Annotated in this window: 21 protein-coding genes; 15 read left to right on the top strand and 6 right to left on the bottom strand. The window is 73.8% G+C overall.

Annotated elements, in window-relative coordinates:
* Positions 1–38 precede the first annotated feature (38 nt).
* On the bottom strand, positions 39–3,821 hold the full coding sequence (locus ACIGW2_RS20530) for a S8 family serine peptidase (RefSeq protein WP_399844875.1): 3,783 nt from the start codon (positions 3,819–3,821) through the stop codon (positions 39–41).
* Positions 3,822–4,076: 255 nt separating this feature from the next.
* Here ACIGW2_RS20530 and ACIGW2_RS20525 point away from each other — a divergent pair, with 255 nt between their 5' ends.
* From ACIGW2_RS20525 to ACIGW2_RS20515, 3 genes are all read left to right on the top strand, one after another.
* Positions 4,077–5,060 (top strand): helix-turn-helix domain-containing protein, encoded by a 984-nt coding sequence (locus ACIGW2_RS20525; RefSeq protein ID WP_399844873.1) that lies wholly within the window; start codon positions 4,077–4,079, stop codon positions 5,058–5,060.
* 61 nt (positions 5,061–5,121) lie between these two features.
* Positions 5,122–5,559: a hypothetical protein gene (locus tag ACIGW2_RS20520; protein ID WP_391653390.1), complete on the top strand. Its 438-nt coding sequence runs from the start codon at positions 5,122–5,124 to the stop codon at positions 5,557–5,559.
* An 87-nt stretch (positions 5,560–5,646) separates the two neighbouring features.
* Positions 5,647–6,129 carry a DUF456 domain-containing protein gene (locus ACIGW2_RS20515; protein WP_361581138.1) on the top strand — a complete coding sequence of 161 codons (483 nt, stop codon included), beginning with the start codon at positions 5,647–5,649 and terminating at the stop codon, positions 6,127–6,129.
* Between the two features lie 13 nt (positions 6,130–6,142).
* Here the strand turns inward: ACIGW2_RS20515 and ACIGW2_RS20510 are convergent, their stop codons facing one another.
* The 3 genes from ACIGW2_RS20510 to ACIGW2_RS20500 all read right to left on the bottom strand — a co-directional run bounded on the left by ACIGW2_RS20510 (position 6,143) and on the right by ACIGW2_RS20500 (position 10,498).
* Entirely contained in the window at positions 6,143–7,558 is a 1,416-nt protein-coding gene (locus tag ACIGW2_RS20510) for a DNA-3-methyladenine glycosylase 2 family protein (protein WP_391653391.1), read from the bottom strand.
* Between the two features lie 720 nt (positions 7,559–8,278).
* Positions 8,279–9,382, bottom strand: coding sequence for a ribosome small subunit-dependent GTPase A (gene rsgA, locus ACIGW2_RS20505; RefSeq protein WP_399844941.1), 1,104 nt, complete (start codon positions 9,380–9,382; stop codon positions 8,279–8,281).
* Between the two features lie 249 nt (positions 9,383–9,631).
* On the bottom strand, positions 9,632–10,498 hold the full coding sequence (locus tag ACIGW2_RS20500) for an SDR family NAD(P)-dependent oxidoreductase (protein WP_391653393.1): 867 nt from the start codon (positions 10,496–10,498) through the stop codon (positions 9,632–9,634).
* A gap of 300 nt (positions 10,499–10,798) precedes the next feature.
* On the opposite strand from ACIGW2_RS20500, the gene ACIGW2_RS20495 reads away from it, so the two are divergent.
* Positions 10,799–11,161, top strand: coding sequence for a VOC family protein (locus ACIGW2_RS20495; RefSeq protein WP_399844938.1), 363 nt, complete (start codon positions 10,799–10,801; stop codon positions 11,159–11,161).
* Here ACIGW2_RS20495 and ACIGW2_RS20490 read toward each other — a convergent pair.
* The gene (locus ACIGW2_RS20490; RefSeq protein ID WP_399844869.1) at positions 11,134–11,838 is read right to left on the bottom strand and encodes a helix-turn-helix domain-containing protein; all 705 of its coding nucleotides are present in this window, start codon (positions 11,836–11,838) and stop codon (positions 11,134–11,136) included. The two genes, ACIGW2_RS20495 and ACIGW2_RS20490, sit on opposite strands and share 28 nt — an antisense overlap.
* A gap of 87 nt (positions 11,839–11,925) precedes the next feature.
* Positions 11,926–13,053 carry a YihY/virulence factor BrkB family protein gene (locus tag ACIGW2_RS20485; protein WP_356067238.1) on the bottom strand — a complete coding sequence of 376 codons (1,128 nt, stop codon included), beginning with the start codon at positions 13,051–13,053 and terminating at the stop codon, positions 11,926–11,928.
* A gap of 17 nt (positions 13,054–13,070) precedes the next feature.
* On the opposite strand from ACIGW2_RS20485, the gene ACIGW2_RS20480 reads away from it, so the two are divergent.
* The 11 genes from ACIGW2_RS20480 to ACIGW2_RS20430 all read left to right on the top strand — a co-directional run bounded on the left by ACIGW2_RS20480 (position 13,071) and on the right by ACIGW2_RS20430 (position 24,404).
* Complete coding sequence (locus ACIGW2_RS20480; protein WP_399844867.1) at positions 13,071–14,735, top strand: acyl-CoA dehydrogenase family protein; 1,665 nt, start codon at positions 13,071–13,073, stop codon at positions 14,733–14,735.
* A 454-nt stretch (positions 14,736–15,189) separates the two neighbouring features.
* Positions 15,190–16,494: a GAF domain-containing protein gene (locus tag ACIGW2_RS20475; protein WP_361581119.1), complete on the top strand. Its 1,305-nt coding sequence runs from the start codon at positions 15,190–15,192 to the stop codon at positions 16,492–16,494.
* Between the two features lie 112 nt (positions 16,495–16,606).
* Positions 16,607–17,188 (top strand): GNAT family N-acetyltransferase, encoded by a 582-nt coding sequence (locus ACIGW2_RS20470; RefSeq protein WP_391653396.1) that lies wholly within the window; start codon positions 16,607–16,609, stop codon positions 17,186–17,188.
* Positions 17,189–17,394: 206 nt separating this feature from the next.
* Positions 17,395–17,478, top strand: coding sequence for a putative leader peptide (locus ACIGW2_RS20465; RefSeq protein ID WP_356067285.1), 84 nt, complete (start codon positions 17,395–17,397; stop codon positions 17,476–17,478).
* 126 nt (positions 17,479–17,604) lie between these two features.
* The gene (locus ACIGW2_RS20460) at positions 17,605–19,302 is read left to right on the top strand and encodes a nitrite/sulfite reductase (RefSeq protein ID WP_361581113.1); all 1,698 of its coding nucleotides are present in this window, start codon (positions 17,605–17,607) and stop codon (positions 19,300–19,302) included.
* 28 nt (positions 19,303–19,330) lie between these two features.
* Positions 19,331–19,510 (top strand): hypothetical protein, encoded by a 180-nt coding sequence (locus ACIGW2_RS20455; protein ID WP_356067229.1) that lies wholly within the window; start codon positions 19,331–19,333, stop codon positions 19,508–19,510.
* On the top strand, positions 19,507–20,223 hold the full coding sequence (locus ACIGW2_RS20450) for a phosphoadenylyl-sulfate reductase (protein WP_391653398.1): 717 nt from the start codon (positions 19,507–19,509) through the stop codon (positions 20,221–20,223). The genes ACIGW2_RS20455 and ACIGW2_RS20450 overlap by 4 nt, the downstream gene beginning before the upstream one ends.
* Positions 20,205–20,795: an adenylyl-sulfate kinase gene (cysC, locus tag ACIGW2_RS20445; RefSeq protein ID WP_361581108.1), complete on the top strand. Its 591-nt coding sequence runs from the start codon at positions 20,205–20,207 to the stop codon at positions 20,793–20,795. Before ACIGW2_RS20450 ends, cysC begins: the two co-directional genes overlap by 19 nt.
* Complete coding sequence (gene cysD, locus ACIGW2_RS20440; RefSeq protein ID WP_356067223.1) at positions 20,792–21,727, top strand: sulfate adenylyltransferase subunit CysD; 936 nt, start codon at positions 20,792–20,794, stop codon at positions 21,725–21,727. The genes cysC and cysD overlap by 4 nt, the downstream gene beginning before the upstream one ends.
* Positions 21,728–21,729: 2 nt before the next feature.
* A complete protein-coding gene (locus ACIGW2_RS20435) occupies positions 21,730–23,076 on the top strand; it encodes a GTP-binding protein (protein ID WP_361581102.1) in 1,347 nt (448 codons plus the stop codon).
* 218 nt (positions 23,077–23,294) lie between these two features.
* Positions 23,295–24,404, top strand: a complete 1,110-nt coding sequence (locus tag ACIGW2_RS20430; RefSeq protein ID WP_399844861.1) for an aliphatic sulfonate ABC transporter substrate-binding protein — start codon at positions 23,295–23,297, stop codon at positions 24,402–24,404.
* The last annotated feature ends 2 nt before the right edge of the window (positions 24,405–24,406 follow it).

Raw genomic sequence — 24,406 nt, 5'->3', positions numbered from 1 at the left:
CACCCCCCACGGGAAGGACGCCCGGCGGACCGGCGTGGTCAGCGCACGTCGTAAGCGCGGACCACGGTCTGGGTGACGGAGTTGCCGTGGGCGTCCGTCATCTCGGTCTTCAGGGTGACCTGGCGGCCGGCGGCGCCCGCGTGGTGCACGGTCGCGGTCCAGGCGTCGCCCTGTCGGGAGACCGGTGCCGCGGTCCAGGTCGTGCCCCCGTCGTAGGAGTAGGAGAGCGCGACCGAGGAGAGCGCGGCGGGGGTGTATCCCGCGTGACCCGTCACGGTGAGGCCGATCCGCTGGTTGTCGGCGGCGGCGAGGGTCTTGAGCCCGTCCTCCGGAAGGTCGTACCGGGGGAAGAGGATCGGGATGCCCTGAGAGTAGACGTTCTCGTCCCGCTTGGAGGTGAACTTCCAGACGGAGTTGACGGCGGTGGAGCGGTTCCACACCTTGCTGGACATCTTCATGACGTTCTGTTCGAGGGTGTACGAGGCCTCCTCGGAGGGCACCTCGAAGACGCCGAACGGCCAGGCGCTGCGGCCGATCTCCTCGTCGCCCCTGCGGAGCACCAGGTTGCCGATGTCGCCGAAGGAGCCGGCCTCGCCGTGGTGGGTGCCGTCGCCCCACATGGCGTCGGCGAAGCCGATCAGGTCGCCCTGCCGCTCGGAGACGAGCACCGGGGCGCCGGTCGCGTCGCGCGGGGCGGTGGGGGCGATGACGCCGTCGTACCAGTTCTCGGTGCGCCGTTCGCCCTCGCGGTAGGCGTGCGGGGTGCCGATCATGAACTCGCCGAACGGGAAGCTGGAGCAGAGCATCTTGTCCCAGACGGTGCCGTCGGGCGTGTGGTACTCCGTGCGGGTGCCGGGGGCGGGGACGGTCTCCAGGCCGGCGAAGCCGACCGAGGCGCCGCTGGGGCGGTGCGCGGAGGTGAAGTCGAGGAAGTCGTTGGCGACGCCCATGGCGGTGTACGTGGAGCGGGTGCTGCCCAGTTCGGCGTCGCGGACCCGGTAGGAGCGGGCGTCGCGGACGGGCCCGGTCTCGGGGAAGGCGAGGCTGTAGAGGTAGGGGCTCTTGGCGGTGGCCCGCCACGAGAGGCGGACCTCGCCGGCGGCGAGCCGGCCGAGCAGGGCCGTGGCCTCGGCGGACTCGACGGCGAGGACGGGAAGTCCGGCGCTGCCGAAGCCGGCGGACGGGTACCAGCGGCCGGGTGCGGTGTGGTGGGCGAGGACGGCGAGGGCGCCGGCCGCCTTCGCGTTGCGGGCGACGGTGACCGAGGAGGTGCTGTCATCGGGCAGCCGGACGAGCGCGACCTTGCCCTTGACCTGGGCGGCGGCCAGTTCGGCGGGGGTGCCGGTGCCGGCGTCGACGAGGGGCGCGCCGCCGGTGCCGTCGAGGTTGTCGGAGCCGGTGGAACCGGTGTACGGGTGCAGGGCGAGGGTGCCCGTCGCGTCGTGCGCGGTCAGCTCGGTGATCTGCGGGGCGGCGGTGCGCCAGTAGCTGCCGAACTCGAACTCCCCGTCCTCGGCGCGGCCTTCGACGTCGGCGTAGTAGCCGCGGATCGTGCGCGGTCCGGCCGCGGTGCCGGCGTGCAGCCAGGTGTCGTCCCAGGAGCGGGCGAACGCGAGGGTGGCGCCGCGCACTTCGCCCGGCTTGTCGGTGCGGACGGACAGCCGGTGGGCCCGGCGGGCGTCGAGGACGAGCGTGGTGTCCTTGCGCAACTCGACCTGCGGGCGGCCGAGGTAGCTGATCGAGTCGTTCAGCGTGGCGCCCTCGCCGGGGTCGGGGGTGGTGACGAAGGAGGAGAGGAAGTAGCTGCCGGCGCGCAGGCGGTAGACCTGCTCGGGGGCGCCGTCGTTGAAGCGGCGCTCGCCGGAGGCGTCGTCGGTGCCGATGACGTCGAGCGAGGAGGCGCCGGCGGCGGGCTCGCCCTGACGGTCGATCAACTTCACGCGCAGGGTGACGGTCTCGGGCTCGACGTACAGCGCGAAGGGGGTGGAGACGTGCGCGCCGCCGGGGCCGGTGGCGACCACCCGGCCGGTGATGTCACCGTACTGGGCGCGCTGGAGGCGGGCGGTCGGGTCGACGGTCAGCGGGACCTCGACGGTGGCGCCGGCCGGGACGGTGACGCTGCTCCGGCCGAGGCGGGCGATGCCGGAGCGGACGGCGGAGCCGTCGTTGCCGGTGACCCGCTCCACGGCGAGGGAGAGGGTGACGGGCCGGTCGCCGGTGTTGGTGTACGGGACGGCGACCGTGGCGCGGTCCTCCTTGACCTGGGGCCAGCCGTAGCCGCCGGCCTGGACGGCGGGGGCGCCGAGGACGCTCTGCAGGGTGGCGGCGCGGACGTCGAGGCGGCCGCCGCCGGTCTCGCGGGCGTCGCCGGGGACGCCGCTGTCGGCGGAGGACACCAGCGCGGCCTTGATCCGCTGGGCGGTCCAGTCGGGGTGGCGCTGCTTGAGGACGGCGGCGGCGCCGGCGACGTGCGGGGTGGCCATCGAGGTGCCGGACATCGACTGGTAGGCGTAGACGCCCCGGCCGCCGGCCGCGGCGGCGGAGATGCCGACGCCGGGTGCGGCGATCTCCGGCTTGAGGGTGTGGGCGGCGTTGGCCGTCGGGCCGCGGCTGGAGAAGGAGGCGGTGGAGTCGTCGCGGTCGACGGCGCCGACGGTGAGCGCGCCGGGCGCGCAGCCGGGGGCGGAGACGGTGTTGCCGCCGGGGCCGGTGTTGCCGGCGGCTATCACGAACAGGGTGTCGGTGCTGCGGGCGAGTTCCTCGGTGGCGGTGCTCATCGGGTCGGAGCAGTCGGTCTGCGAGGGGTCGCCGAGGCTCATGGAGACGACGTCGGCGCCCTGCGCGACGGCCCATTCCATGCCGGCGATGATCCACGACGTGGCGCCGGAGCCGCCGTCGTTGAGGACCTTGCCGTTGAGCAGCCGGGCGCCGGGCGCGACGCCCTTCTTCTTTCCGCCGCTCGCGGCGCCGGAGCCGCCGACGGTGGAGAGGGTGTGGGTGCCGTGGCCCTGGCGGTCGCCGGTGGTGTCGGAGTCCGTGAAGTTCTGCTGGGCGGCGATACGGCCCTGGAGGTCGGGGTGTTCGGCGTCGGCGCCGGTGTCGAGGACGGCGACCGTGGTGCCGGTGCCGTCGAAGCCGGCGGCCCAGGCCTCGGGGGCGTGCACCTGGGCGGTGGAGCGCTCCAGGGTGGCGCGCACCTTGCGGTCGAGCCACAGCTTCTTCAGTCCGCCGGTGGAGCGCGCGGCCGGGCCGTTCAGGTCGGCCCAGAAGTCGGCGGTCCGCTTCTTGTCGGCCTTGAGGGCGACGCCGTCGACGGTCTTCAGGACGGTGCCGCGGGTGGCGCCGCGCGGGGCGGCGGGGACCGAGCGGGCGGTCGCGAGGTCGGTGCCGTAGACGGCGATGAGCGGCAGGGTGGCCGTGGAGGCGTCGTCGTAGCCCTGCCGGATCAGTCCGGTGACGTTGAAGAGTTCGGGGTCCACGCGGCCGGCGGCGAGCGCGGTGGTGGCGCGCTCGGGGTAGACGTAGAGGTCCCGGCCGGAGCGGCGGGTCTGGACGAAGGGCACGGTGCCGTCCTCGCGGGGCAGCGCCGTGGCCGCCGGGTCGCCGGCGGCGTCCGTGGTGACGACGACCCGGTCGCCGGTCACGAGGCTGACGGTGACGGGCTGCCGGCCGCCGGTGCGGGTGGCCTCGCCGCCGACCGGGGTCCGGCCGCCGGCCGCCCCGGTGTCCTGCGGCGCGGCGGCCGCGGTTCCGGCGACCGCGGTGACGGCGAGGACGGCGGCGGTCGCCGCCCCCAGGGCCGTACGCGAAATCGGACGCATCGCTCTCCCCATCTGAATCCGGACATGAGGGCATCAGCGCAAAAGGGCATAAGGCGCCCATGTCCGGAGGCTGTTGGTGCTGCGGTGGCGCCACATTGGCAGAGGTGAGGGTGGTGCAGGCAGGATGGGCGAGGCGGGAATGCGCCGTGGCCGATTCCCGCCAGAGCACCGACGGAACGAATGCGTCCGAGGGCCGCCGTCCGGACCTTCCGGACGGACCGGTTCCGGGACGTCCGCGCGAGGGGTGGGACAGCGATGCTGGCAGCGATAGGTCTCGACGAGCGGCAGGAGTCCGCCTACCGCGCCCTGGTCGCCATGGGCGCGGCCGAGGTCTCCGACCTGGCCCACCGGCTCGCCCTGCCGGAGCCCGACACCGAGCGGGCACTGCGCCGCCTGGAGGCCCAGGGGCTGGCCGCGCAGTCCTCCGCCCGGACCGGACGGTGGGTCGCGGCCCCGCCGGGAGTGGCCCTCGGCGCCCTCCTCACCCAGCAGCGGCACGAGCTGGACCAGGCCGAGCTGGCGGCGGCGCTGCTCGCGCAGGAGTACCGGGCCGAGGCCACCGAGCCGGTGGTGCACGACCTGGTCGAGGTCGTGACCGGCGCCGGAGCGGTCACCCACCGCTTCCTCCAGCTCCAGCTCGGCGCCACCGAGGAGGTGTGCGCGCTGGTCACCGGCAAGCCGATCGCGGTCTCCGGGGTGGAGAACGACGCCGAGGCGCTGGCCGCCGAGCGCGGGGTGCGCTACCGGGTGGTGATCGAGCGGGAGGTCATGTCCCAGCCGAACGGCCTGGTGGAGCTGGCCGCGGCGCTCGGCCGGCACGAGCGGATCCGGGTGGTGGACCGGGTGCCGACCAAACTGGTGGTGGCGGACCGGACGCTCGCGATGGTGCCGCTGACCGGCCGGGGCGCCGAGCCGGCCGCGCTGGTGGTGCACGCGAGCGGACTCCTCGAATCGCTGATGGGCCTCTTCGAGTCGGTGTGGCGCGACGCCCTGCCGCTGCGGCTCGGCGCGGGCGCCCAGATCACCGAGGACGAGGTGCCGGGCCCGGACCCGACCGACCTGGAGATCCTCAGCCTGCTGCTCGCCGGGATGACCGACGCGAGCGTCGCCAAGCAGCTGGACCTCGGGCTGCGGACCGTACAGCGGCGGGTGAAGGGCCTGATGGAGCTGGCCGGGGTGACGACCCGGCTGCAGCTGGGCTGGCACGCGTACGAGAAGGGGTGGGTGGGGCGTCGGTGAGCCGGGGGCGTGTGGCAGGGTGTGCGCCGGTCGATCCCGTCACCCCTCTGGAGTAGCGCACATGAACGGAAGGCGCCGCCGCGCCCTGCTGGACACCGTCACCCCGATGCTGGAGCCCGGGGAGCGGGTCGAGGTCACGACGATCGTGGGCCTGAGCACCGTGTCGGTGCGGCGCACGGCGGCGTTCGGCGTCGCCTCGGCGATCGCGAGCGGCGGCGCGATGACGGTGATCCCGACCCCGGTGCCGCACTATCTGGCGATGACCGACCGGCGGCTGTTCGTCTTCCGGGCGGACCCGACGTTCGCGAAGCCGGTGGCGCACCTGATGACGATCCAGCGGGAGCACCTGTACCGCTCGGAGATCCGGGAGCGGGTCCTGAACTCCTCGTTCGTGCTGTCCTCGCCGCACAGCGAGACCCGGCTGAAGCTGATCTTCCCGCTGATCAGCCGCAAGGAGCGGCACCTGGTGGCGGCGGCGATCCCGGTGGCGGCGGACTGATCGGCACGCGCCCGCACCGGGCCCGTGCGCGTCGCCCGTCCGCCCGCTTGACCTGCGAGGACACCGCCCGTCCTGCACGCTGGGCCAATGGGTGTGTGGCAGCTCCTGCTGATCGCGATGGTGATGCTGCTCGGCCTGTTCGGGGTGCTGACGCCCGGCGTGCCGGGCACCTGGCTGGTGTGGGCGGCGATGCTGTGGTGGGCGCTGCACGAGCAGACCGGCCTCGCCTGGATCCTGCTGGTGTCCTCGACCGGCCTGCTGCTGCTCACCCAGGTCGTGGTCTGGCAGCTGCCGCCGCGCCGCTTCCGGGGCGTCGGGATCACCCGGCGGATGGTGGCGTACGCGGGGATCGGCGCGCTCCTCGGCTTCTTCCTGGTCCCGGTGCTCGGCGCGATCCCCGGCTTCGTCGGCGGCGTGTACCTCTCGGAGCGCCTCCGCCTCGGCGGCCACGGCCAGGCCCGCGCGGCCACCCGCACGGTGATGCGTGCGGCGGGCACGAGCGTGCTGGTGGAGCTGTTCGCCTGTCTGCTGGTCGCGGGGGCGTGGGCGGGGGCGGTGATCTGGGGCTAGTCGGATTTCGGGCTCAGGTGGTCGGGGCCGCCGCGGGGCGCAGGTAGCGGGCGGCGTACGAGCGCCAGGGGCGCCAGGACGGATGGTCCGGGAGGCCCGGGGCCGGGACGTCCGGGTCGCCGAGCGCGCGGGTGCGGATGACCGCGACGGCCTCGGGTCCCACCCCGGGTACGGCGGTCAGGGCGGCCGCGGAGGCCGTACGGTCCGCGCCGGGGTCGAGCCGGACGGTGCCGTCGGCGAGCGCGGCGGCCAGCGGGCCCGCGACGGGGTGGGCGGTGAGCGCGGCGGGCTCGGGGAAGACGTGGGTCAGCGTGCCGCAGGGGGTCTCCAGCGGCGTGCCGCGGTCCTCGGCGACCCGCGCGGCCTCGGCGGGGCCGAGGAGGGTGCGGAGCGCGAACTCCTCCGGCTCGGCCGCGCCCGGGGAGCGCACGCCCGGGCGGGCGGCGACCTCGGGGGCGAGCGCCGGGTCCGCGCCGAGGCGTTCGGCGACGGCGTACGGGTCGGCGTCCAGGTCGAGGAGGCGGCGCAGGCGCTGCACGGCGGTGGTGAGGTCCCGCAGCTCGGTGAGGTGGATCCGGGCGTCCAGCCAGCCGCCGTCCGTGCCGTTGCCGCGGCCCTGGGCGCGTTCGTCGACGGAGACGATCCCGGTGCCGTACGGGAGGCGCAGGGTGCGCCGGTAGGTGCGGGCGCCGGGCGCGCCGACGACCTCCTCGACGCCGGGCAGCGCCTCCGCGGCGAGCAGGTCGAAGACCTCCCGCCGCGCGTACGGCCCCCGGTGGGCGAGCCGCAGCGGCACCCCGGCGGCGAGCGCGGTGCGGGGGCCCGCGCCGGTGCCGGTGCCGGACTCGGCGCGCAGCTCGGTGGGGGTGCGGGCGTAGACGGCGCGGATGGTGTCGTTGAACTGCCGCACGCTCGCGAAGCCGGACGCGAACGCGATCTCGGTGACCGGCAGGCCGGTGGTCTGCAGCAGAAGCCGCGCGGTGTGCGCCCGCTGCGCCCGGGCCAGCGCGACCGGCCCGGCGCCGAGCTCGGCGGTGAGCTGCCGCTGCACCTGCCGGGCGCTGTACCCGAGCCGCGCCGCGAGTCCGGGCACCCCCTCCCGGTCCACCACCCCGTCCCCGATCATCCGCACGGCCCGCCCGACCACGTCGGCCCGCACGTTCCACTCGGCCGACCCGGGCACGGCGTCCGGCCGGCACCGCCGGCACGCCCGGTAGCCGTGCCCCTGGGCGGCGGCGGCGCTCGGGAAGAAGCTCACGTTCCGCCGCTTGGGCGTGACGGCCGGGCAGCTCGGCCGGCAGTAGATCCCGGTGGTCGCCACCCCGAAGAAGAACACCCCGTCGAACCGCGCGTCCCGGCTGCTGACCGCCTGGTAGCGCGTCTCCTCGTCGAGCAGCCGCGTGTGCTGCACGCTCTCCGTGTCCGCCATGCCCCCAGTGTGCGGGACGGGCGCCGCCTCGACTGGCGGGATTCGGACACGGAGGCGGGGCGACGTTGCTAGGCTCGCGACCCGTGAGCATCCCGCCGCCGACCGACTGGGCCGGCCTGTACCACGCCTACGGCCGGGCGGCGGACGTCCCGGGACATCTGGCGGCCCTGTCCGACTCCGACCCGGCCGTACGCCGTGCGGCCACGTCCGCCCTCGCGGAGGCCCAGGTAACGCCCCGGACCGGGTACCTGCGCCTTCCAAGACGCGGCCAGGAGGCCCGCGTACCCGGCCCCGGCCAGCGGTCGGGCCTCCGGGGCCGGGCACGCCCGGCCCGCCGGGGGCGCGGCCCGGAGGGTCAAGCCCCCGATCCTCAAGAGCAAGACCGGCCGGGCCCGCAGGGCCCCGGCAAACCCGGCGGCGGGCGGGCCCCCTGGGCCGGGAAAACGCGCCCTCCGGGGCGCGGCCCGGAGGCTCAAGTCCCCGGTCCCCCCGGGGCAAGCCCGGCGGGCTTGCCCGCCCTACCGGGTCCCGGCCCGCAACGGCCGGGCCGGGCAAGCCGGCCCGCCGCAGGCCCAGGCACAGGCCCCGCCAGCGGGCAGGCCCAGGCCCCGCCGGCAGGCGGGCCTCCTGGGCCGGGAAGCCGGGCCCTACGGGGCGGGCCCGGAGGGTCAAGTCCCCCCCCGGGGGGCAAGGCGGGCCGGGCCCGCCGGGCCCGCCCCCTCACCGCATGCGGCCGCGCTTCAGGTCCATTGCCGCGCGGCCCTCCGCGCCCTTGCGCTTCCAGTCCTTCAGGATTTCGGCGCGGAGGCGGGCGTCGGTCTTGGCGACGAGGCGCTGGTTTTCGCGGAGGAGCTTGCGGTAGCTGTCGAGGCGGCGTTCCGGGAGGGTGCCGTCGGCGATGGCGGCGGTGACGGCACAGCCGGGTTCGGACTCGTGCGCGCAGTCGTGGAAGCGGCACTCGGCGGCGAGGTCCTCGATCTCGGCGAAGACCTGGCCGACGCCCGCCTCGGCGTCCCACAGGCCGACGCCGCGCAGGCCGGGGGTGTCGATGAGCACGCCGCCGCCGGGGAGCACGAAGAGGTTGCGGGTGGTGGTGGTGTGCCGGCCCTTGCCGTCCATGTCGCGGGTGGCCTGCACCTCCATCGCGTCCGTGCCGAGCAGGGTGTTGGCGAGGGTGGACTTGCCGGCGCCGGAGACGCCGAGCAGCACGCTCGTACCGCCCGCGGTGATCGCGTGCAGCACGTCGAGCCCGTCCCCGGTCAGGGCGCTGACCGGCAGCACCTGCACCCCGGGGGCGACGGTCTCGACGTCCTCGACGAGGTACGACAGACCGACCGCGTCGGGCACCAGGTCCGCCTTGCTGAGGACGACGAGCGGCTGCGCGCCCGACTCCCAGGCGAGCGCCAGGAAGCGCTCGATGCGTCCGAGGTCGAGCTCGACGGCGAGCGAGACGGTGATGATCGCGTGGTCCACGTTGGCCGCGAGGACCTGCCCCTCGGACCTCTTGGAGGAGGTGGAGCGGGCGAAGGTGGTGCGGCGCGGCAGGCAGGCGCGGACGTAGCGCGGATCGCCGGCGTCCTCGGGGTCGACGGCGGCCCAGTCGCCGGTGCAGATCACCCGCAGCGGGTCGTGCGGCACGACGAACGCGGTGTCGGCGCGCACGACGCCCTCGGGCGTGACGACGTCGCACTGGCCCCGGTCGACCCGGAGGACGCGACCGGGCAGCAGGCCCTGCGCCGCGTAGGGGGCGAAGGCCGCGGCCCAGTCGTCGTCCCAGCCGTAGGCGAGCAGAGCGGAGTGGGAGGAACGGGAGGAGGACAGCAGAGACAAGGGGAGACCCTTCGAAGGGTGGCCCCGGCGGCTGCGTACCGCAGCGCGTGAAAGGAAGGATCAGCCGGTGGCCACGGAAGTGGGGTGGACGAGCATCTGGTTGAGGGCACGGCCCTTCGCAACGACAGCCATCGGTCACACACCTCCTGGTCACGGGCACGAGGCTCGGCGGCGCAGCTCTTCCGCGCCGCTCCCTTCGTGGTGTCCCCACCGTAGCGATGCCCTCCCGGGCGCGCCACGCATTTATTCGCGCCGGTCCACCGCCGCCCGGCGCGGCGTCAGACGCTCCGTCAGTTCCCGCAGCCGGGCCCGCGCCGCCGGGTCGTAGGCCTGCGCGTGGGCGCGCGCTTCGGTGAAGCGGTCGAAGTAGCGGCCCGTGACGCCGGCGAGCCCGGGGTCGAGGAGCAGGCCCAGGGTCGGACGGACGCCCTCGTCGGTGCCGACGGCGGGCGCGAGGCCGTAGGCGCGCACCCCGGGGGTGTCCATGAGGTGGGCCGGGTGCAGCGCGTTGACCGTGACGCCGGTGCCGGCCAGCTCCTCCGCCAGGTCGAACGTGCCCATGATCAGGGCCAGTTTGCTGCGGCAGTAGGCGCGCAGGCCCTCGTAGTCCCGCTCCAGCATGACGTCGTCGAAGTCGATCTCCTCCTGCCCGATGCTGGCGACGTTCACCACCCGGGCGGGCGCGGAGGCGGTGAGCAGCGGCAGCAGACCGCGGGTGAGGGCGTACGGGGCGAGGTGGTTGACGGCGAAGCGCAGTTCGTGGCCCTGGGCGCTCAGCTCGCGGACGAGGGGGCGCGAGCCGCCGCCGGCCACCGCGTTGTGCACGAGCCCGTCGAGGTGCGGTTCGGCGGCGCGGACCCGGTCGGCGAGCGCGTGCACCTGGTCGAGGTCGGACAGGTCGGCGCGGTACGTGCGGACGGCGGTGCCGGGGTGGGCGGCGCGGACCTCGGCGGCGACGGCGTCCAGCCGGCCGGCGTCCCGGCCGTGCAGCAGGAGGGTGCCGCCGTGCGCGGCGAGCGCGAGCGCCAGGTCGCGGCCCATGCCGGAGGTGGCACCCGTGACGAGCGTGGTGCGGGTTCCCGCGTCGGAAGCGGCGTGCTGTGGTTCCATGCCGCCACCCTCGCTCCCGGCCCCGCACCCCGGGAGTGTGTGCCGGACCTGGTGTCAGCACCACCAGGCACACCCGGCACCACCGGGCACACCCACCACCCGTGCTCCCCGCCCGTGTCCGATCCGTACAAGACGCCCCTCCCCCGGCCCGCTTAGCGTGCCCGCATGAACACGGACACGCACACGAATACGAACACGAGCACAAACACGAGCACGGACACGGACACGAACGCCGACCGCACCGTCCCCGCCCCCGCCCCCGCGCCCCGGCTCGACGTGATCGGCATCGTCACCGCCGACATGGGCGCCTCCCTCGCCTTCTACCGGCTGCTCGGCCTCGACCTCCCGGCGGGCGCCGAGAGCGCGCCGCACGTGGAGCTCGCGCTGCCCGGCGGGATGCGGGTGCTGTGGGACACCGAGGACGTCGTGCGCTCCTTCGACCCGTCGTGGACCCGGCCGCCGGGCGGCGGCGAGCGGGTCGCCCTGGCCTTCCGCTGCGCGGGTCCGGCGCAGGTGGACGCGGTGTACGAGAAGCTGACGGCGGCCGGCCACCGCGGGCACCTGAAGCCGTGGGACGCGGTCTGGGGGCAGCGGTACGCGGTCGTGCTCGACCCCGACGGGACGGGCGTGTCGCTCTACGCGGACCGGGGCCCCGCCACGTAACCGCCGACGGTCAGCCCGGTCAGCGCCCGCATCTCGCGGGCCAGGTGCGCCTGGTCCACGCAGCCGGCCCGGCCGGCGGCCTCGGCGGCCGGCACGCCGGACGTGACGAGGGCGAGGGCGCGGCGCAGCCGCAGGATGCGGGCGAGCGTCTTCGGGCCGTACCCGAAGGCGGCCAGGGAGCGCCGGTGCAGCTGCCGGGCGCCGATGCCGAGTTCGTCGGCGGTGGCGCCGACCGGTCGGCCGGCCCGCAGCCGGGCGACGACGGCCCGCAGCAGCGGGTCGGGCGCGGGCGCCTCGGCCGCCCGGCGCAGCACGAGTTCCTCCAGCGCGGCGGCCCGGTCGGGCGCCCCGCTCACCCGGTCGGCGAGCCCGCGGGCCGCCCGGGCGCCCCAGAGCTCGGCGAGGTCGACCCGCCGGTCGCGCAGCGCGCTCGCCTCGACCCCGAGCACGCCGGGCGCCTCGCCCGGTGCGAACCGCACCCCGGCGTAGTGCGCGGCGGGGTCCCGGGGCACGTACGCCGTCGTGTCCGGGCCGGCGACGAGCAGCCGGCCGTCCGCCCAGATCAGGTCCATGCAACCGTCGGGCAGCACCGGCCGGGTCCCGGGGCCTGCGGCCGTCCCGGTGTCCCGCCGCCACACGAAGGCTCCGGCGAGCCGCGCGGGCCGTTCCTCGTACACCGGTCCAGGGTAGGCCGGGCGGCCGGGCGCGCGCCCGGGAGTCGGCGCACCTCGCGGCTCGCCCGGCAGCCCGGGCGCTCCCCGCTGCTACGTGTCCTTCTCCCACCCCGCGTGCAGCCGGGACTTCACGTCGTCCGGGGGCAGGAACCGCGACCAGCGTTCCGGGAACTCGGAGGGCATGTCGGGGTCGTCCTCGTCCACGTCGTCGGCCTCGGCGCGCAGCCGGGCGACGAGGTCGGCGGCCTGGGCGGCGCGGGCGCGTTCGTTGGCCTCGCGGGCGGCGGCGGTGGCGACGGAGGGCCAGACGCGGTCGATGGCGGCGTTGACGGCGGCGCCGACGAGGACGGCGAAGGCCGAGATGCCGATCCAGAGGAGGACGGCGATGGGGGCGGCGAGGGAGCCGTAGATGGTGGGGCCCTCGACCTGGCTGGTGAGGTAGATGCGCAGCAGGAAGCTGCCGAGCACCCACATGGCGAGGGCGACCAGGGCGCCGGGGATGTCCTCGATCCACGGGGAGCGGACCGGGACGGACACGTGGTAGAGCGTGGTCAGGAAGGCGATGGAGAGCAGGATGACGGTCGGCCAGTAGAGGACCGAGACGACCTCGGTGCCCCAGGGGACCAGTTCGACGAGGCGGTCGGGGCCGACGACGGCGAGCGGCAGCACGACGGCGCCGATGATCAGGGCGATGATGTAGAGCAGGAAGGCGAGCAGCCGGGTCTTGACGATGCCGCGGTGCCCGTCGAGTCCGTACATCACCGTGATGGTGTCGATGAAGACGTTGACCGCGCGGGAGCCGGACCACAGGGCGATGGCGAAGCCGAGGGAGATCAGGTCGGGGCGTTTGCCCCGGGTGACGTCCTCCAGGAGCGGGCGGGCGATCTCGCGGACGCCGCGGTCGGACAGGACGGTCCCCGCGGCGTGCAGGATGTTCTCCTCGATGCTGGCCACGGTGTTGGTGTTGGTCCACTCGTCGGCGTAGCCGAGGAGGGCGATGAGGCCGAGCAGCAGGGGCGGCAGGGAGAGCAGGGTGAAGAAGGCGGCCTCGGCGGCGAGGCCGAGGATGCGGTACTCGATGCACGAGTTGACCGTGTCCTTCAGGAGCAGCCAGACCATCTTCCGCTTGGAGACGTTGCGGTAGAGGACGCGCGCGCGGTGGAGCTTGCTCCAGGGCCGCCGCTCGGGCCTTTCGGGTGTTTCGTTTGCTGCCTGCACCTCCTTACCGTATCGGCATGGCAGCCGGCACCCACACCGTGACCAACCAGGCTCCGCCCCTGGTGGAATACGACCTGTTCGCGACCGATCGGGCCCTGGCGGAGGCGGTGGCCCGCCATCTGCCCCCGGAGGCGGCCGAGGAGGCCCGGGCGGAATTGTCCGCGTTCGGGGTCTCGGCGGGCTCCGCGCAGGCCCAGGAGTGGGGGCGGCTCGCGAACGAGCATCCGCCGCGTCTGCGGACCCACGACCGCTATGGAAACCGGATCGACGAGGTGGAGTTCCATCCGGCCTGGCACCGGCTGCTCGGCCGGGCGGTGGGCGCGGGGCTCACCGGCGCGTGGGGCCGTCCGGGTGGTCATGTGCGGCGGGCGGCGGGCTTCCTGCTGGCCTCGCAGGTGGAGGCGGGGCACGGCTGTCCGCTGTCGATGACCCACGCGGCGGTGCCGGCGCTGCGCGCGGAGCCGGAGCTGGCGGCGGTGTGGGAGCCGCTGGTCACCTCGCGGGTGTACGAGCAGGGGCTGCGGCCGCCGCTGGAGAAGACCGGTGTGCTGCTCGGGATGGGCATGACGGAGAAGCAGGGCGGCAGCGACGTGCGGGCGAACACCACCCAGGCCCGTCCGCTGTCCGCCGCCGGGGGCGGCGGGGACGCCGGCGAGTACGTGCTGACGGGGCACAAGTGGTTCTGCTCGGCGCCGATGTCGGACGCCTTCCTGGTGCTGGCGCAGGCGCCGGGAGGCCTCACCTGCTTCCTGGTGCCGCGGGTGCTGCCGGACGGCACGCGGAACGCGTTCGCGATCCAGCGGCTCAAGGACAAGCTGGGCAACCGGTCCAACGCCTCGGCCGAGGTCGAGTTCGACGGGTCGACCTGGGCCCGCCGGGTCGGCGAGGAGGGGCGCGGGGTCCACACGATCATCGGGATGGTGGCGGCGACCCGGCTGGACTGCGTGCTCGGCTCTGCGGCACTGATGCGGCAGGCGGTGGCGCAGGCCGTGCACCACGCCTCGTACCGCCGGGCGTTCGGCGGCCTGCTGGTCGACAAGCCGCTGATGCGCAACGTGCTGGCCGATCTGGCGCTGGAGTCGGAGGCGGCGACGGTGCTCGGGATGCGGCTCGCGGCGGCGTACGACGCGCAGGAGGCGCGGGATCCGCGCGAGCGGGCGCTGCTGCGGATCGCGGTGCCGGTGGCGAAGTACTGGGTGACCAAGCGGTGCACGCCGGTGGTCGCGGAGGCCCTGGAGTGCCTGGGCGGGAACGGGTACGTGGAGGAGTCGGGGCTGCCGAGGCTGCTGCGCGAGTCGCCGCTGAACTCGCTGTGGGAGGGCGCGGGGAACGTGCAGGCGCTGGACGTGCTGCGGGCGCTGCAGAGGGAACCGGCGGCGCTGGACGCGTTCCTGACGGAGGTGGGGCGGGCCCGGGGCGCGGACCACCGGCTCGACCGGGCGATCCGGGACCTGCTGACGGAGCTGGCGGATCTGGAGGGCATCGAGGCGCGGGCCCGGCGGCTCGCGGAGCGCATGGCGCGGGTGCTGCAGGGGGCGCTGCTCGTGCGGTGGGCGCCGGCGGAGGTGGCGGACGCGTTCTGCGCGTCGCGGCTCGGCGGGGGCTGGGGGGCGGCGTTCGGGACGCTGCCGCACACGCTCGACCTGGGCGCGGTGGTGGAGCGGGCCCGGCCGGAGGCCTGAGCCCGGCCTGAGGACGGCCCGAAGACGGCCCGAGGACGGGCGCGGGGAGGTGAACGCGTGCGCGAGGGGTCGCTCGCGCGGGTGAGGGAAGTGCTGTGCCGCGCGCGCCAGGGGTGGACCTGCGGGGGTCGGCACGCGCGGAAAAGCCGAGGGTGGTGCTGCGCCGACACGGCACCACCCTCCGCTTCGGGTTCCACCCTCGTGCACGGGGGCGGGGGTTGCCAGAGTTGCATGAGGTTGCAGGATTACCGGAAGCAGCGCACACGTGACGCTGTGGAGCGGCACGATGTGCGTCGGGCCGCACCGCTCGCGATCGGTTCGCACCCTGTGCAGAACCGATACAGCAGAGGTGCGGCGGCGGGTCGGTGACGGAACGACGACAGATGGAAGCACAGACGGAAAAGCGGATGGACGGCGAAGAGACGGCGACACCGTGCGGAGCTGGGAGGGACCGATGAACCGAGCGCAGGTCGACCTGAACCGGCTCGCCGTGATGGACGCCGCCAAGGCGACCCGGCTGCTGCACAAGGTCCGCGAGGAGACGCTGGCCGGCCGCACCCCGCCGGTCGCGCCCCGCCCCGTGATCGACGCCTCCTGGCAGCGCATGTCCCGGCTCGGCGTGAACCCGGACCAGGGCACCAGCTCCGTGCTGCTCCAGCGCGAGGAGCTGGAGGAGCGGCGCCGCTCCTCGGTGCTCGGCGAGGTCATGCGCACCCTCAGCGCCGGTCTCGCCGGGATCGCCGACGCCTCCATGCAGATCATGGTCGTGACGGACGAGCAGGGCCGGGTGCTGTGGCGCGAGGGCAACCTCGCGGTGCTGCGCCAGGCCAATGGGATCTGCCTGGAGGAGGGCGCGGCCTGGAGCGAGCACACCACCGGCACCAACGCGGTGGGCACGGCGCTCGCCATGGGCCGGGCCGTGCAGGTGCACTCGGCCGAGCACTACGTGCACACCCTGCACAACTGGACCTGCGCCGCCGCTCCGGTGCACGACCCGCGCGACCGGCGGCTGCTCGGGATCGTGGACGTGAGCGGCCCGGCGTCCAGCTTCCATCCGGCGACGCTGGCCCTGGTCGGCTCGGTGGCGCAGCTCGCGGAGGCCGAGATGCGCGAGCGGCACCTGCGGTCGATCGAGCGGCTGCGGTCGGTGGCGGCGCCGATCCTGTGCCGGGTGGGCGGGCGGGCCGTCGCCGTGGACACCCACGGGTGGACGGCCGCGGTGACCGGGATGGCGCCGGTGGACCGGATCGCGCTGCCCAAGTCCTTCCGGGCCGGTCGGGTCTGGCTGCCGTCCCTGGGCATGTGCGCGGTGGAGCCGCTGCCGGGCGGCTGGCTGCTGCGGGTGGCGGAGGACGACGCCCGGCCGGACGGCGCGGGCGGCGGGGCGGCGAGCCGGGTGGTGCTCGACCTGAGCCGGCCGCGCCGCCCGGCGGTGTCGGTGACGGGCGCGGCCGGCAGCTGGTCGCAGGAGCTCAGCCCGCGCCACGCCGAGCTGCTCTATCTGCTGGCCCTGCACCCGGAGGGGCGGACGGCGGCCGAGCTGGCGCAGGACGTGTTCGGGGACCGGACCCGGACGGTGACGGTACGGGCGGAGCTGTCGCGGGTGCGGCGCAATCTGGCCGCCGTGCTCGCGCACCGCCCGTACCGCTTCAGCGAGGAGGTCGAGGTCGAGCTGCGGCACCCCGCCGACCCGGCGGACCTGCTGCCCCACTCCACCGCCCCGGCGGTGCTCGCGGCCCGGAGCGCGACGAGCGCGTGAGCGCTGTCCATGGAGCGGTCGCGTGTCCACATGTCGGACAGCTCGGGGTACGGGACCGGGGCGGAGGGGGTCCGCCCTGGGAATCCGGCGCTCCGCATGATGCGATAAGCCCATGAGCACGCCCACGCGCATCACCCTGACCACCTGGTCCCTGGAACAGACCTCGCCCTCCGACCTCCGGCCGGTGCCCGCCCCCGAGGGGCGCGACCTGAGGATCGTGCGGGCCGAGGTGCCCTCCGCGGAGTTCAGCCGCTTCCTCTATACGGCGGTCGGCGGCGACATCCGCTGGACCGACCGCCTGTCCCTGACCCACGCCCAGTGGCAGGGGATCATGGAGAAGCCCGGCACGGAGACCTGGGTGGCCTACGAGCGGGGCACGCCCGCGGGCTACGTGGAGCTGGACGCGCAGGACGACGGCGTGGTGGAGATCGTCTACTTCGGCCTGATCCCCGCCTTCCGGGGCCGCGGCATCGGCGGGCACCTGCTGTCCTACGGGGTGGAGCGCGCCTGGGACCTCGCCGAGCGGTGGCCCGGGCGGACCCCGACCAAGCGGGTGTGGCTGCACACCTGCTCGCTGGACGGCGAGCACGCGATGGCCAACTACGAGCGGCGCGGCTTCCGCCTCTTCGACACCAAGGTGGAGGAGGTCGACGAGCCGGCGAACCCGGGCCCCTGGCCCGGCGCCCACGCCTGAGCCGTACGCCCCGGTCCGGGCACCCTCCCCGTACGCCCGCGCCCTGCGCCTGCCCGTACCCCCCCCCGGCACCGCCTTCCGAAAGGGGCCCTGAACTGGGCCCCCTTCACGTGACCCACACCACACTGTCTTGCCACGCGAGACACCCATGTCCACATCCTGGACGAAGCTGGACTGGGTCCAAAGTCCCGTGACACGCTTCCGTCATGCCTGGAACTGGAATTGCCTTGGTGAGTCGGCGGCACGTCGACCTCGGCCGCATGTCCAGCGCCATCTGTTCGGCGCGCTGAGCACCTCAGCACCGCCGCACATCTTTCCTGACGTCCTGTCTCTGCGCACTGCCGCGCCACCCTCCTATCCGAGCGCGAGTGTGCAGGTCAGAGCCGCCCTCTCGCAGTCCCGAAGGACACATCGCCATGGCCGCCACCCCGGAAAACCCCACTCCCGCCGCCGCCCGCCGCAAGGCCGGGCGCCACCGTGGCGAGGGTCAGTGGGCCGCGGGGCACTTCACCCCGCTGAACGGCAATGAGCAGTTCAAGAAGGATGACGACGGTCTCAATGTGCGGACACGTATTGAGACGATCTACTCGAAGCGCGGATTCGACTCCATCGACCCCAACGACCTGCGGGGACGCATGCGCTGGTGGGGTCTCTACACCCAGCGCCGCGAGGGTCTGGACGGCACCAAGACGGGCGTGCTGGAGCCGGAGGAGCTGGACGCGGAGTACTTCATGCTCCGGGTCCGGATCGACGGCGGCCGGCTGACCACCGAGCAGCTGCGGGTCATCGGCGAGATCTCGCAGGAGTTCGCGCGCGGCACGGCGGACATCACCGACCGGCAGAACGTGCAGTACCACTGGATCCGCATCGAGGACGTGCCGGAGATCTGGAACCGCCTGGAGGCGGTCGGCCTGTCCACCACCGAGGCCTGCGGCGACACCCCGCGCGTCATCCTCGGCTCGCCGGTCGCCGGCATCGCCGCGGACGAGATCATCGACGGCACCCCGGCCATCGACGAGATCCAGCGCCGGATCGTCGGCAACAAGGACTTCTCCAACCTGCCCCGCAAGTTCAAGTCCGCGATCTCCGGCTCGCCGCTGCTCGACGTGGCGCACGAGATCAACGACATCGCCTTCGTCGGCGTGGAGCACCCCGAGCACGGGCCGGGCTTCGACGTGTGGGTCGGCGGCGGTCTGTCCACCAACCCCAAGCTCGGCGTCCGCCTCGGCACCTGGGTCTCGCTCGACGAGGTCCCGGACGTCTACGAGGGCGTCATCTCGATCTTCCGCGACTACGGCTACCGCCGGCTGCGCAACCGCGCCCGTCTGAAGTTCCTCGTCGCCGACTGGGGCCCGGAGAAGTTCCGCCAGGTCCTGGAGGACGAGTACCTCAAGCGCAAGCTCACCGACGGCCCCGCCCCCGCGGAGCCGGCCGGCCGCTGGCGCGACCACGTCGGCGTCCACCGGCAGAAGGACGGGCGCTTCTACGTGGGCTTCGCCCCGCGCGTCGGCCGGGTCGACGGCGCCACCCTGACGAAGATCGCCGAGATCGCCGAGCAGCACGGCTCCGGCCGGGTCCGCACCACCGCCGAGCAGAAGATGCTCGTCCTCGACATCGAGGAGGCGCAGGTCGACTCGATCGTCTCCGCCCTGGAGGCGCTGGACCTGCGGGTCACCCCCTCGCCGTTCAGGCGCGGCACGATGGCCTGCACCGGCATCGAGTTCTGCAAGCTCGCCATCGTCGAGACCAAGGGCCGCGGCGCCTCGCTGATCGACGAACTGGAGCGCCGCATCCCGGAGTTCGACGAGCCGATCACCATCAACATCAACGGCTGCCCGAACGCCTGCGCCCGCATCCAGGTCGCCGACATCGGCCTCAAGGGCCAGCTGGTGCTCGACGACGAGGGCAACCGCGTCGAGGGCTACCAGGTGCACCTGGGCGGCGCGCTCGGCCTGGAGGCCGGCTTCGGCCGCAAGGTCCGCGGCCTGAAGGTCACCGCCGCCGAGCTGCCCGACTACGTCGAGCGGGTCCTCAAGCGCTTCCAGGAGGAGCGCGAGGAGGGCGAGCGCTTCGCCACCTGGACCGCCCGCGCCTCGGAAGAGGCACTGTCGTGAGCACGGCGAGCGAAACGAGGGATGCCGTATGAGCGAGCGAGCGGCCCCGTTCCACTGCCCCTACTGCGGCGACGAGGACCTGCGTCCGGCCGAGCAGGGACACGGGGCGTGGGAATGCCACGCCTGCAGCCGAGCCTTCCAGCTGAAGTTCCTGGGGCTCCTGGCCCCGGCCACTTCGGGCAACACCCCTGGGAGGGAAGAGATATGACGGGCACTCCGATCGCCGAGGACACCACCGCGGCCGACCTGAAGGCACTCGCCGAGCAGGCCGGCCGCGACCTGGAGGACGCCTCCGCGCTCGAGATCCTGCGCTGGGCCGCCGACACCTTCGGCGAGCGCTTCTGCGTCACCTCCTCCATGGAGGACGCGGTGGTCGCCCACCTCGCCTCCCGGGTCCGGCCCGGCGTGGACGTGGTCTTCCTCGACACCGGCTACCACTTCGAGGAGACCATCGGCACCCGCGACGCCGTCGACGCCGTCATGGACGTCAACGTCATCACCCTGACCCCGCGCCAGACGGTCGCGGAGCAGGACGCCGAGTACGGCCCGAAGCTGCACGACCGCGACCCCGACCTGTGCTGCGCGCTGCGCAAGGTCAAGCCCTTGGAGGAGGGACTGACCCGCTACGCCGCCTGGGCCACCGGTCTGCGCCGCGACGAGTCCCCCACCCGGGCGAACACCCCGGTCGTCGGCTGGGACGAGAAGCGGCAGAAGGTCAAGGTCTCCCCGATCGCCCGCTGGACCCAGGACGACGTGGACGCCTACGTGGCCGAGCACGGCGTGCTCACCAACCCGCTCCTGATGGACGGTTACGCCTCCGTCGGCTGCGCCCCCTGCACCCGCCGGGTCCTGGAGGGCGAGGACGCCCGGGCAGGCCGCTGGGCCGGACGCGCCAAGACCGAATGCGGGCTGCACGGATGACGGACGCCCACGACACCCCCACACCTCAGGAGAATCACGTGACCGGTGCCACCATCTGGCTCACGGGCCTGCCCAGCGCCGGCAAGACCACCATCGCGTACGAGCTGGCCGGCCGGCTGCGCGAGGAGGGCCGGCGGGTCGAGATCCTCGACGGCGACGAGATCCGCGAGTTCCTCTCCGCGGGCCTCGGCTTCAGCCGCGAGGACCGGCACACCAACGTGCAGCGGATCGGCTTCGTCGCCGAGCTGCTCGCCTCGCACGGCGTGCACGTGCTGGTGCCCGTCATCGCCCCGTACGCCGACAGCCGCGAGGCCGTCCGCAAGCGGCACGCCGCCGAGGGCACCCCGTACGTCGAGGTGCACGTGGCCACGCCGCTGGACGTGTGCGCCGACCGTGACGTCAAGGGCCTGTACGCCAAGCAGGCGGCCGGCGAGATCAGCGGGCTGACCGGCGTCGACGACCCGTACGAGGTCCCCGAGGCGCCCGATCTGCGGATCGAGTCCCAGAACCAGACCGTGCAGGAGTCGGCAGCGGCCGTCCACGCGCTGCTCACCGAGAGGGGTCTCGCATGACGACCGTTGCCCACGTCCACGAGGCGACCGACAGCCCGTTCGCGCTGTCGCACCTCGACTCCCTGGAGTCCGAGGCCGTCCACATCTTCCGTGAGGTGGCGGGCGAGTTCGAGCGGCCGGTGATCCTCTTCTCCGGCGGCAAGGACTCCATCGTCATGCTGCACCTGGCGCTGAAGGCCTTCGCCCCCGCGGCGATCCCCTTCACGCTGCTGCACGTCGACACGGGCCACAACTTCCCCGAGGTGCTCGAGTACCGCGACCGCGTGGTCGCCGAGCACGGGCTGCGGCTGCACGTCGCCTCCGTGCAGGACTACATCGACCGCGGGGTCCTCAAGGAGCGCCCGGACGGCACCCGCAACCCGCTGCAGACCGTGCCGCTCACGGAGGCCATCCAGCAGCACCGCTTCGACGCCGTGTTCGGCGGCGGCCGGCGCGACGAGGAGAAGGCCCGCGCCAAGGAGCGGGTGTTCTCGCTGCGCGACGAGTTCTCCCAGTGGGACCCGCGCCGCCAGCGGCCCGAGCTGTGGCAGCTCTACAACGGGCGGCACGCCCCCGGCGAGCACGTGCGCGTGTTCCCGCTGTCCAACTGGACCGAGCTGGACGTGTGGCAGTACATCCAGCGCGAGAAGATCGAGCTGCCGGAGATCTACTTCGCCCACGAGCGCGAGGTGTTCCAGCGCAACGGCATGTGGCTGACCGCCGGCGAGTGGGGCGGCCCGAAGGACACCGAGCAGGTGCAGACGCGGCTGGTCCGCTACCGCACCGTCGGCGACATGTCCTGCACCGGCGCGGTGGACTCCGACGCCACCACGCTGCAGGCCGTGATCGCCGAGATCGCCGCCTCCCGCCTCACCGAGCGGGGCGCCACCCGCGCGGACGACAAGATGTCCGAGGCCGCGATGGAAGACCGCAAGCGCGAAGGGTACTTCTAGCCATGACGACCTCCACCGAGCAGCAGCCCGCCGAGCTGGCGGCCACCACGCTGCTGCGCTTCGCCACCGCCGGTTCCGTCGACGACGGCAAGTCCACCCTGGTGGGCCGGCTCCTGCACGACTCCAAGTCGGTCCTCGCCGACCAGCTGGAGGCCGTCGAGCACGCCTCCCGGTCCCGCGGCCAGGAGGCCCCGGACCTGGCGCTGCTCACCGACGGCCTGCGGGCCGAGCGCGAGCAGGGCATCACCATCGACGTGGCCTACCGCTACTTCGCGACCCCGCGCCGCCGGTTCATCCTCGCCGACACCCCCGGGCACGTGCAGTACACCCGGAACATGGTCACCGGCGCGTCCACCGCCGAGCTGGCCGTGGTCCTGGTCGACGCCCGCAACGGCGTCGTCGAGCAGACCCGCCGGCACGCCGCGGTCGCCGCGCTGCTGCGCGTCCCGCACGTGGTGCTCGCCGTGAACAAGATGGACCTGGTCGACTACCAGGAGTCCGTCTTCGCCGCGATCGCCGAGGAGTTCACCACCTACGCCACCGAGCTCGGCGTTCCGGAGATCACCGCGATCCCGATCTCGGCGCTGGCCGGCGACAACGTGGTGGAGCCGTCCGCCAACATGGACTGGTACGGCGGCCCGACGGTCCTGGAGCACCTGGAGACGGTGCCGGTCAGTCACGACCTGACGGCCTGCCACGCCCGCTTCCCCGTGCAGTACGTGATCCGCCCGCAGACCGCCGAGCACCCCGACTACCGCGGCTACGCGGGCCAGATCGCGGCCGGCGCCTTCCGGGTCGGCGAGCAGGTCACCGTCCTGCCGTCCGGGAAGACCTCGACGATCACCGCGATCGACGCGCTGGGCCAGTCGGTGGACATCGCCTGGGCGCCGCAGTCCGTCACCATCCGGCTCGCCGACGACATCGACATCTCCCGCGGCGACCTGCTCGCGCCGGCCGCCGACGCGCCGGCCACCAGCCAGGACGTCGAGGCGACCGTCTGCCACGTGGCGGACCAGCCGCTCACGGTCGGCCAGCGGGTGCTGCTCAAGCACACCACCCGCACGGTCAAGGCCATCGTCAAGGAGATCCCGTCCCGGCTCACCCTGGACGACCTCTCCCAGCACCCGGAGCCGGGGCAGCTGGTGGCCAACGACATCGGCCGGGTCAAGGTGCGCACCGCCGAGCCGCTCGCGCTCGACGCGTACGCCGACTCGCGCCGTACCGGCTCCTTCCTGCTGATCGACCCGGCCGACGGCACCACGCTCGCGGCCGGCATGGCGGGCGAGTCCTTCGCCACCGCCAAGGCCGTCCCCGCCGTCGCGGAGGACGAGGAGGGGTGGGACTTCTGATGCACCAGGACGTCTACGGCACCTTCGCCAAGGAGGGCGGCCGGGTGGGCTCCGGCGCCCTCGGTGCGGGCCGGGGAGGTGTCGCGCGATGTGCGTGCTGACCTCCGCGCGCCGCTGTCGCGGCGCGATGCCGCTCCACCCGCACCACCTCCCGCCCGGACCCGGGCGGCGACATAGACACAGACTTCGCAGAAGCTGAATCGAGGGGAACCACTCCCGTGCCTGCCACCACCGGTACCACCCTGCGCCGCGGCCTCGCGGCGGCCGCCGCGCTGCCCCTGCTGATCGGGGCGCTCGCCTCCTGCGGCTACGGCTCCGAGGCCAAGAACGACGAGAAGAAGGTGGCCGCGGAGGGCAAGAAGCTCTCCGCCGACACCGTACGGCTCGGGTACTTCCCCAATCTGACGCACGCCACCGCGCTGGTGGGCGACCAGGAGGGCATCTTCCAGAAGGAGCTGGGCGGCACCCAGCTGAAGGTGTCCACCTTCAACGCCGGCCCGTCCGAGATCGAGGCCCTCAACGCCGGCTCGATCGACATCGGCTTCATCGGCCCCTCCCCGGCGATCAACGGCTACACCAAGTCCAAGGGCAGCAACCTGCGCATCGTCGCCGGCTCGGCCTCCGGCGGCGTGAAGCTCGTGGTCAACCCGGAAAAGATCAAGACCGTCGACGACGTCAAGGGCAAGCGGATCGCGACCCCGCAGCTCGGCAACACCCAGGACGTGGCCTTCCTCAACTGGGTCTCCGAGAAGGGCTGGAAGGTCGACGCGCAGAGCGGCAAGGGCGACGTGTCGGTGCTCCGCACCGACAACAAGGTGACCCCCGACGCCTACAAGTCCGGCTCCATCGACGGCGCCTGGGTGCCCGAGCCGACCGCGTCGAAGCTGGTCAGCGAGGGCGCGAAGGTGCTCCTCGACGAGTCCGACCTGTGGCCCGACAAGAAGTTCGTCATCACCAACGTCATCGTGTCGCAGAAGTTCCTCGCGGAGCACCCCGACGTCGTCGAGGCGGTCCTGCGGGGCTCGGTGAAGACCAACGAGTGGATCAAGGCCAACTCGGACAAGGCGAAGGCCTCGGCCAACGCCAAGCTGAAGGAGCTGACCGGCAAGCCGCTCGGCGCGAAGGTGATCGACGGGGCCTGGGCGTCCATCCAGTTCATCGACGACCCGCTCGCCGCGACCCTCCAGGCCCAGGCCGACCACGCCGTGAAGGCCGGTCTCCTCAAGGAGCCCGACCTGGCCGGCATCTACGACCTGAAGCCGCTCAACAAGGTCCTCAAGGCCGCGGGCCGGCCCGAGGTGTCCGACGCCGGTCTCGGCGTGAAGTAACC

It is taken from the genome of Streptomyces sp. NPDC053541, assembly GCF_044544705.1.
Classification (GTDB): domain Bacteria; phylum Actinomycetota; class Actinomycetes; order Streptomycetales; family Streptomycetaceae; genus Streptomyces.
This window is presented reverse-complemented; position numbering and strand designations above follow the sequence as displayed.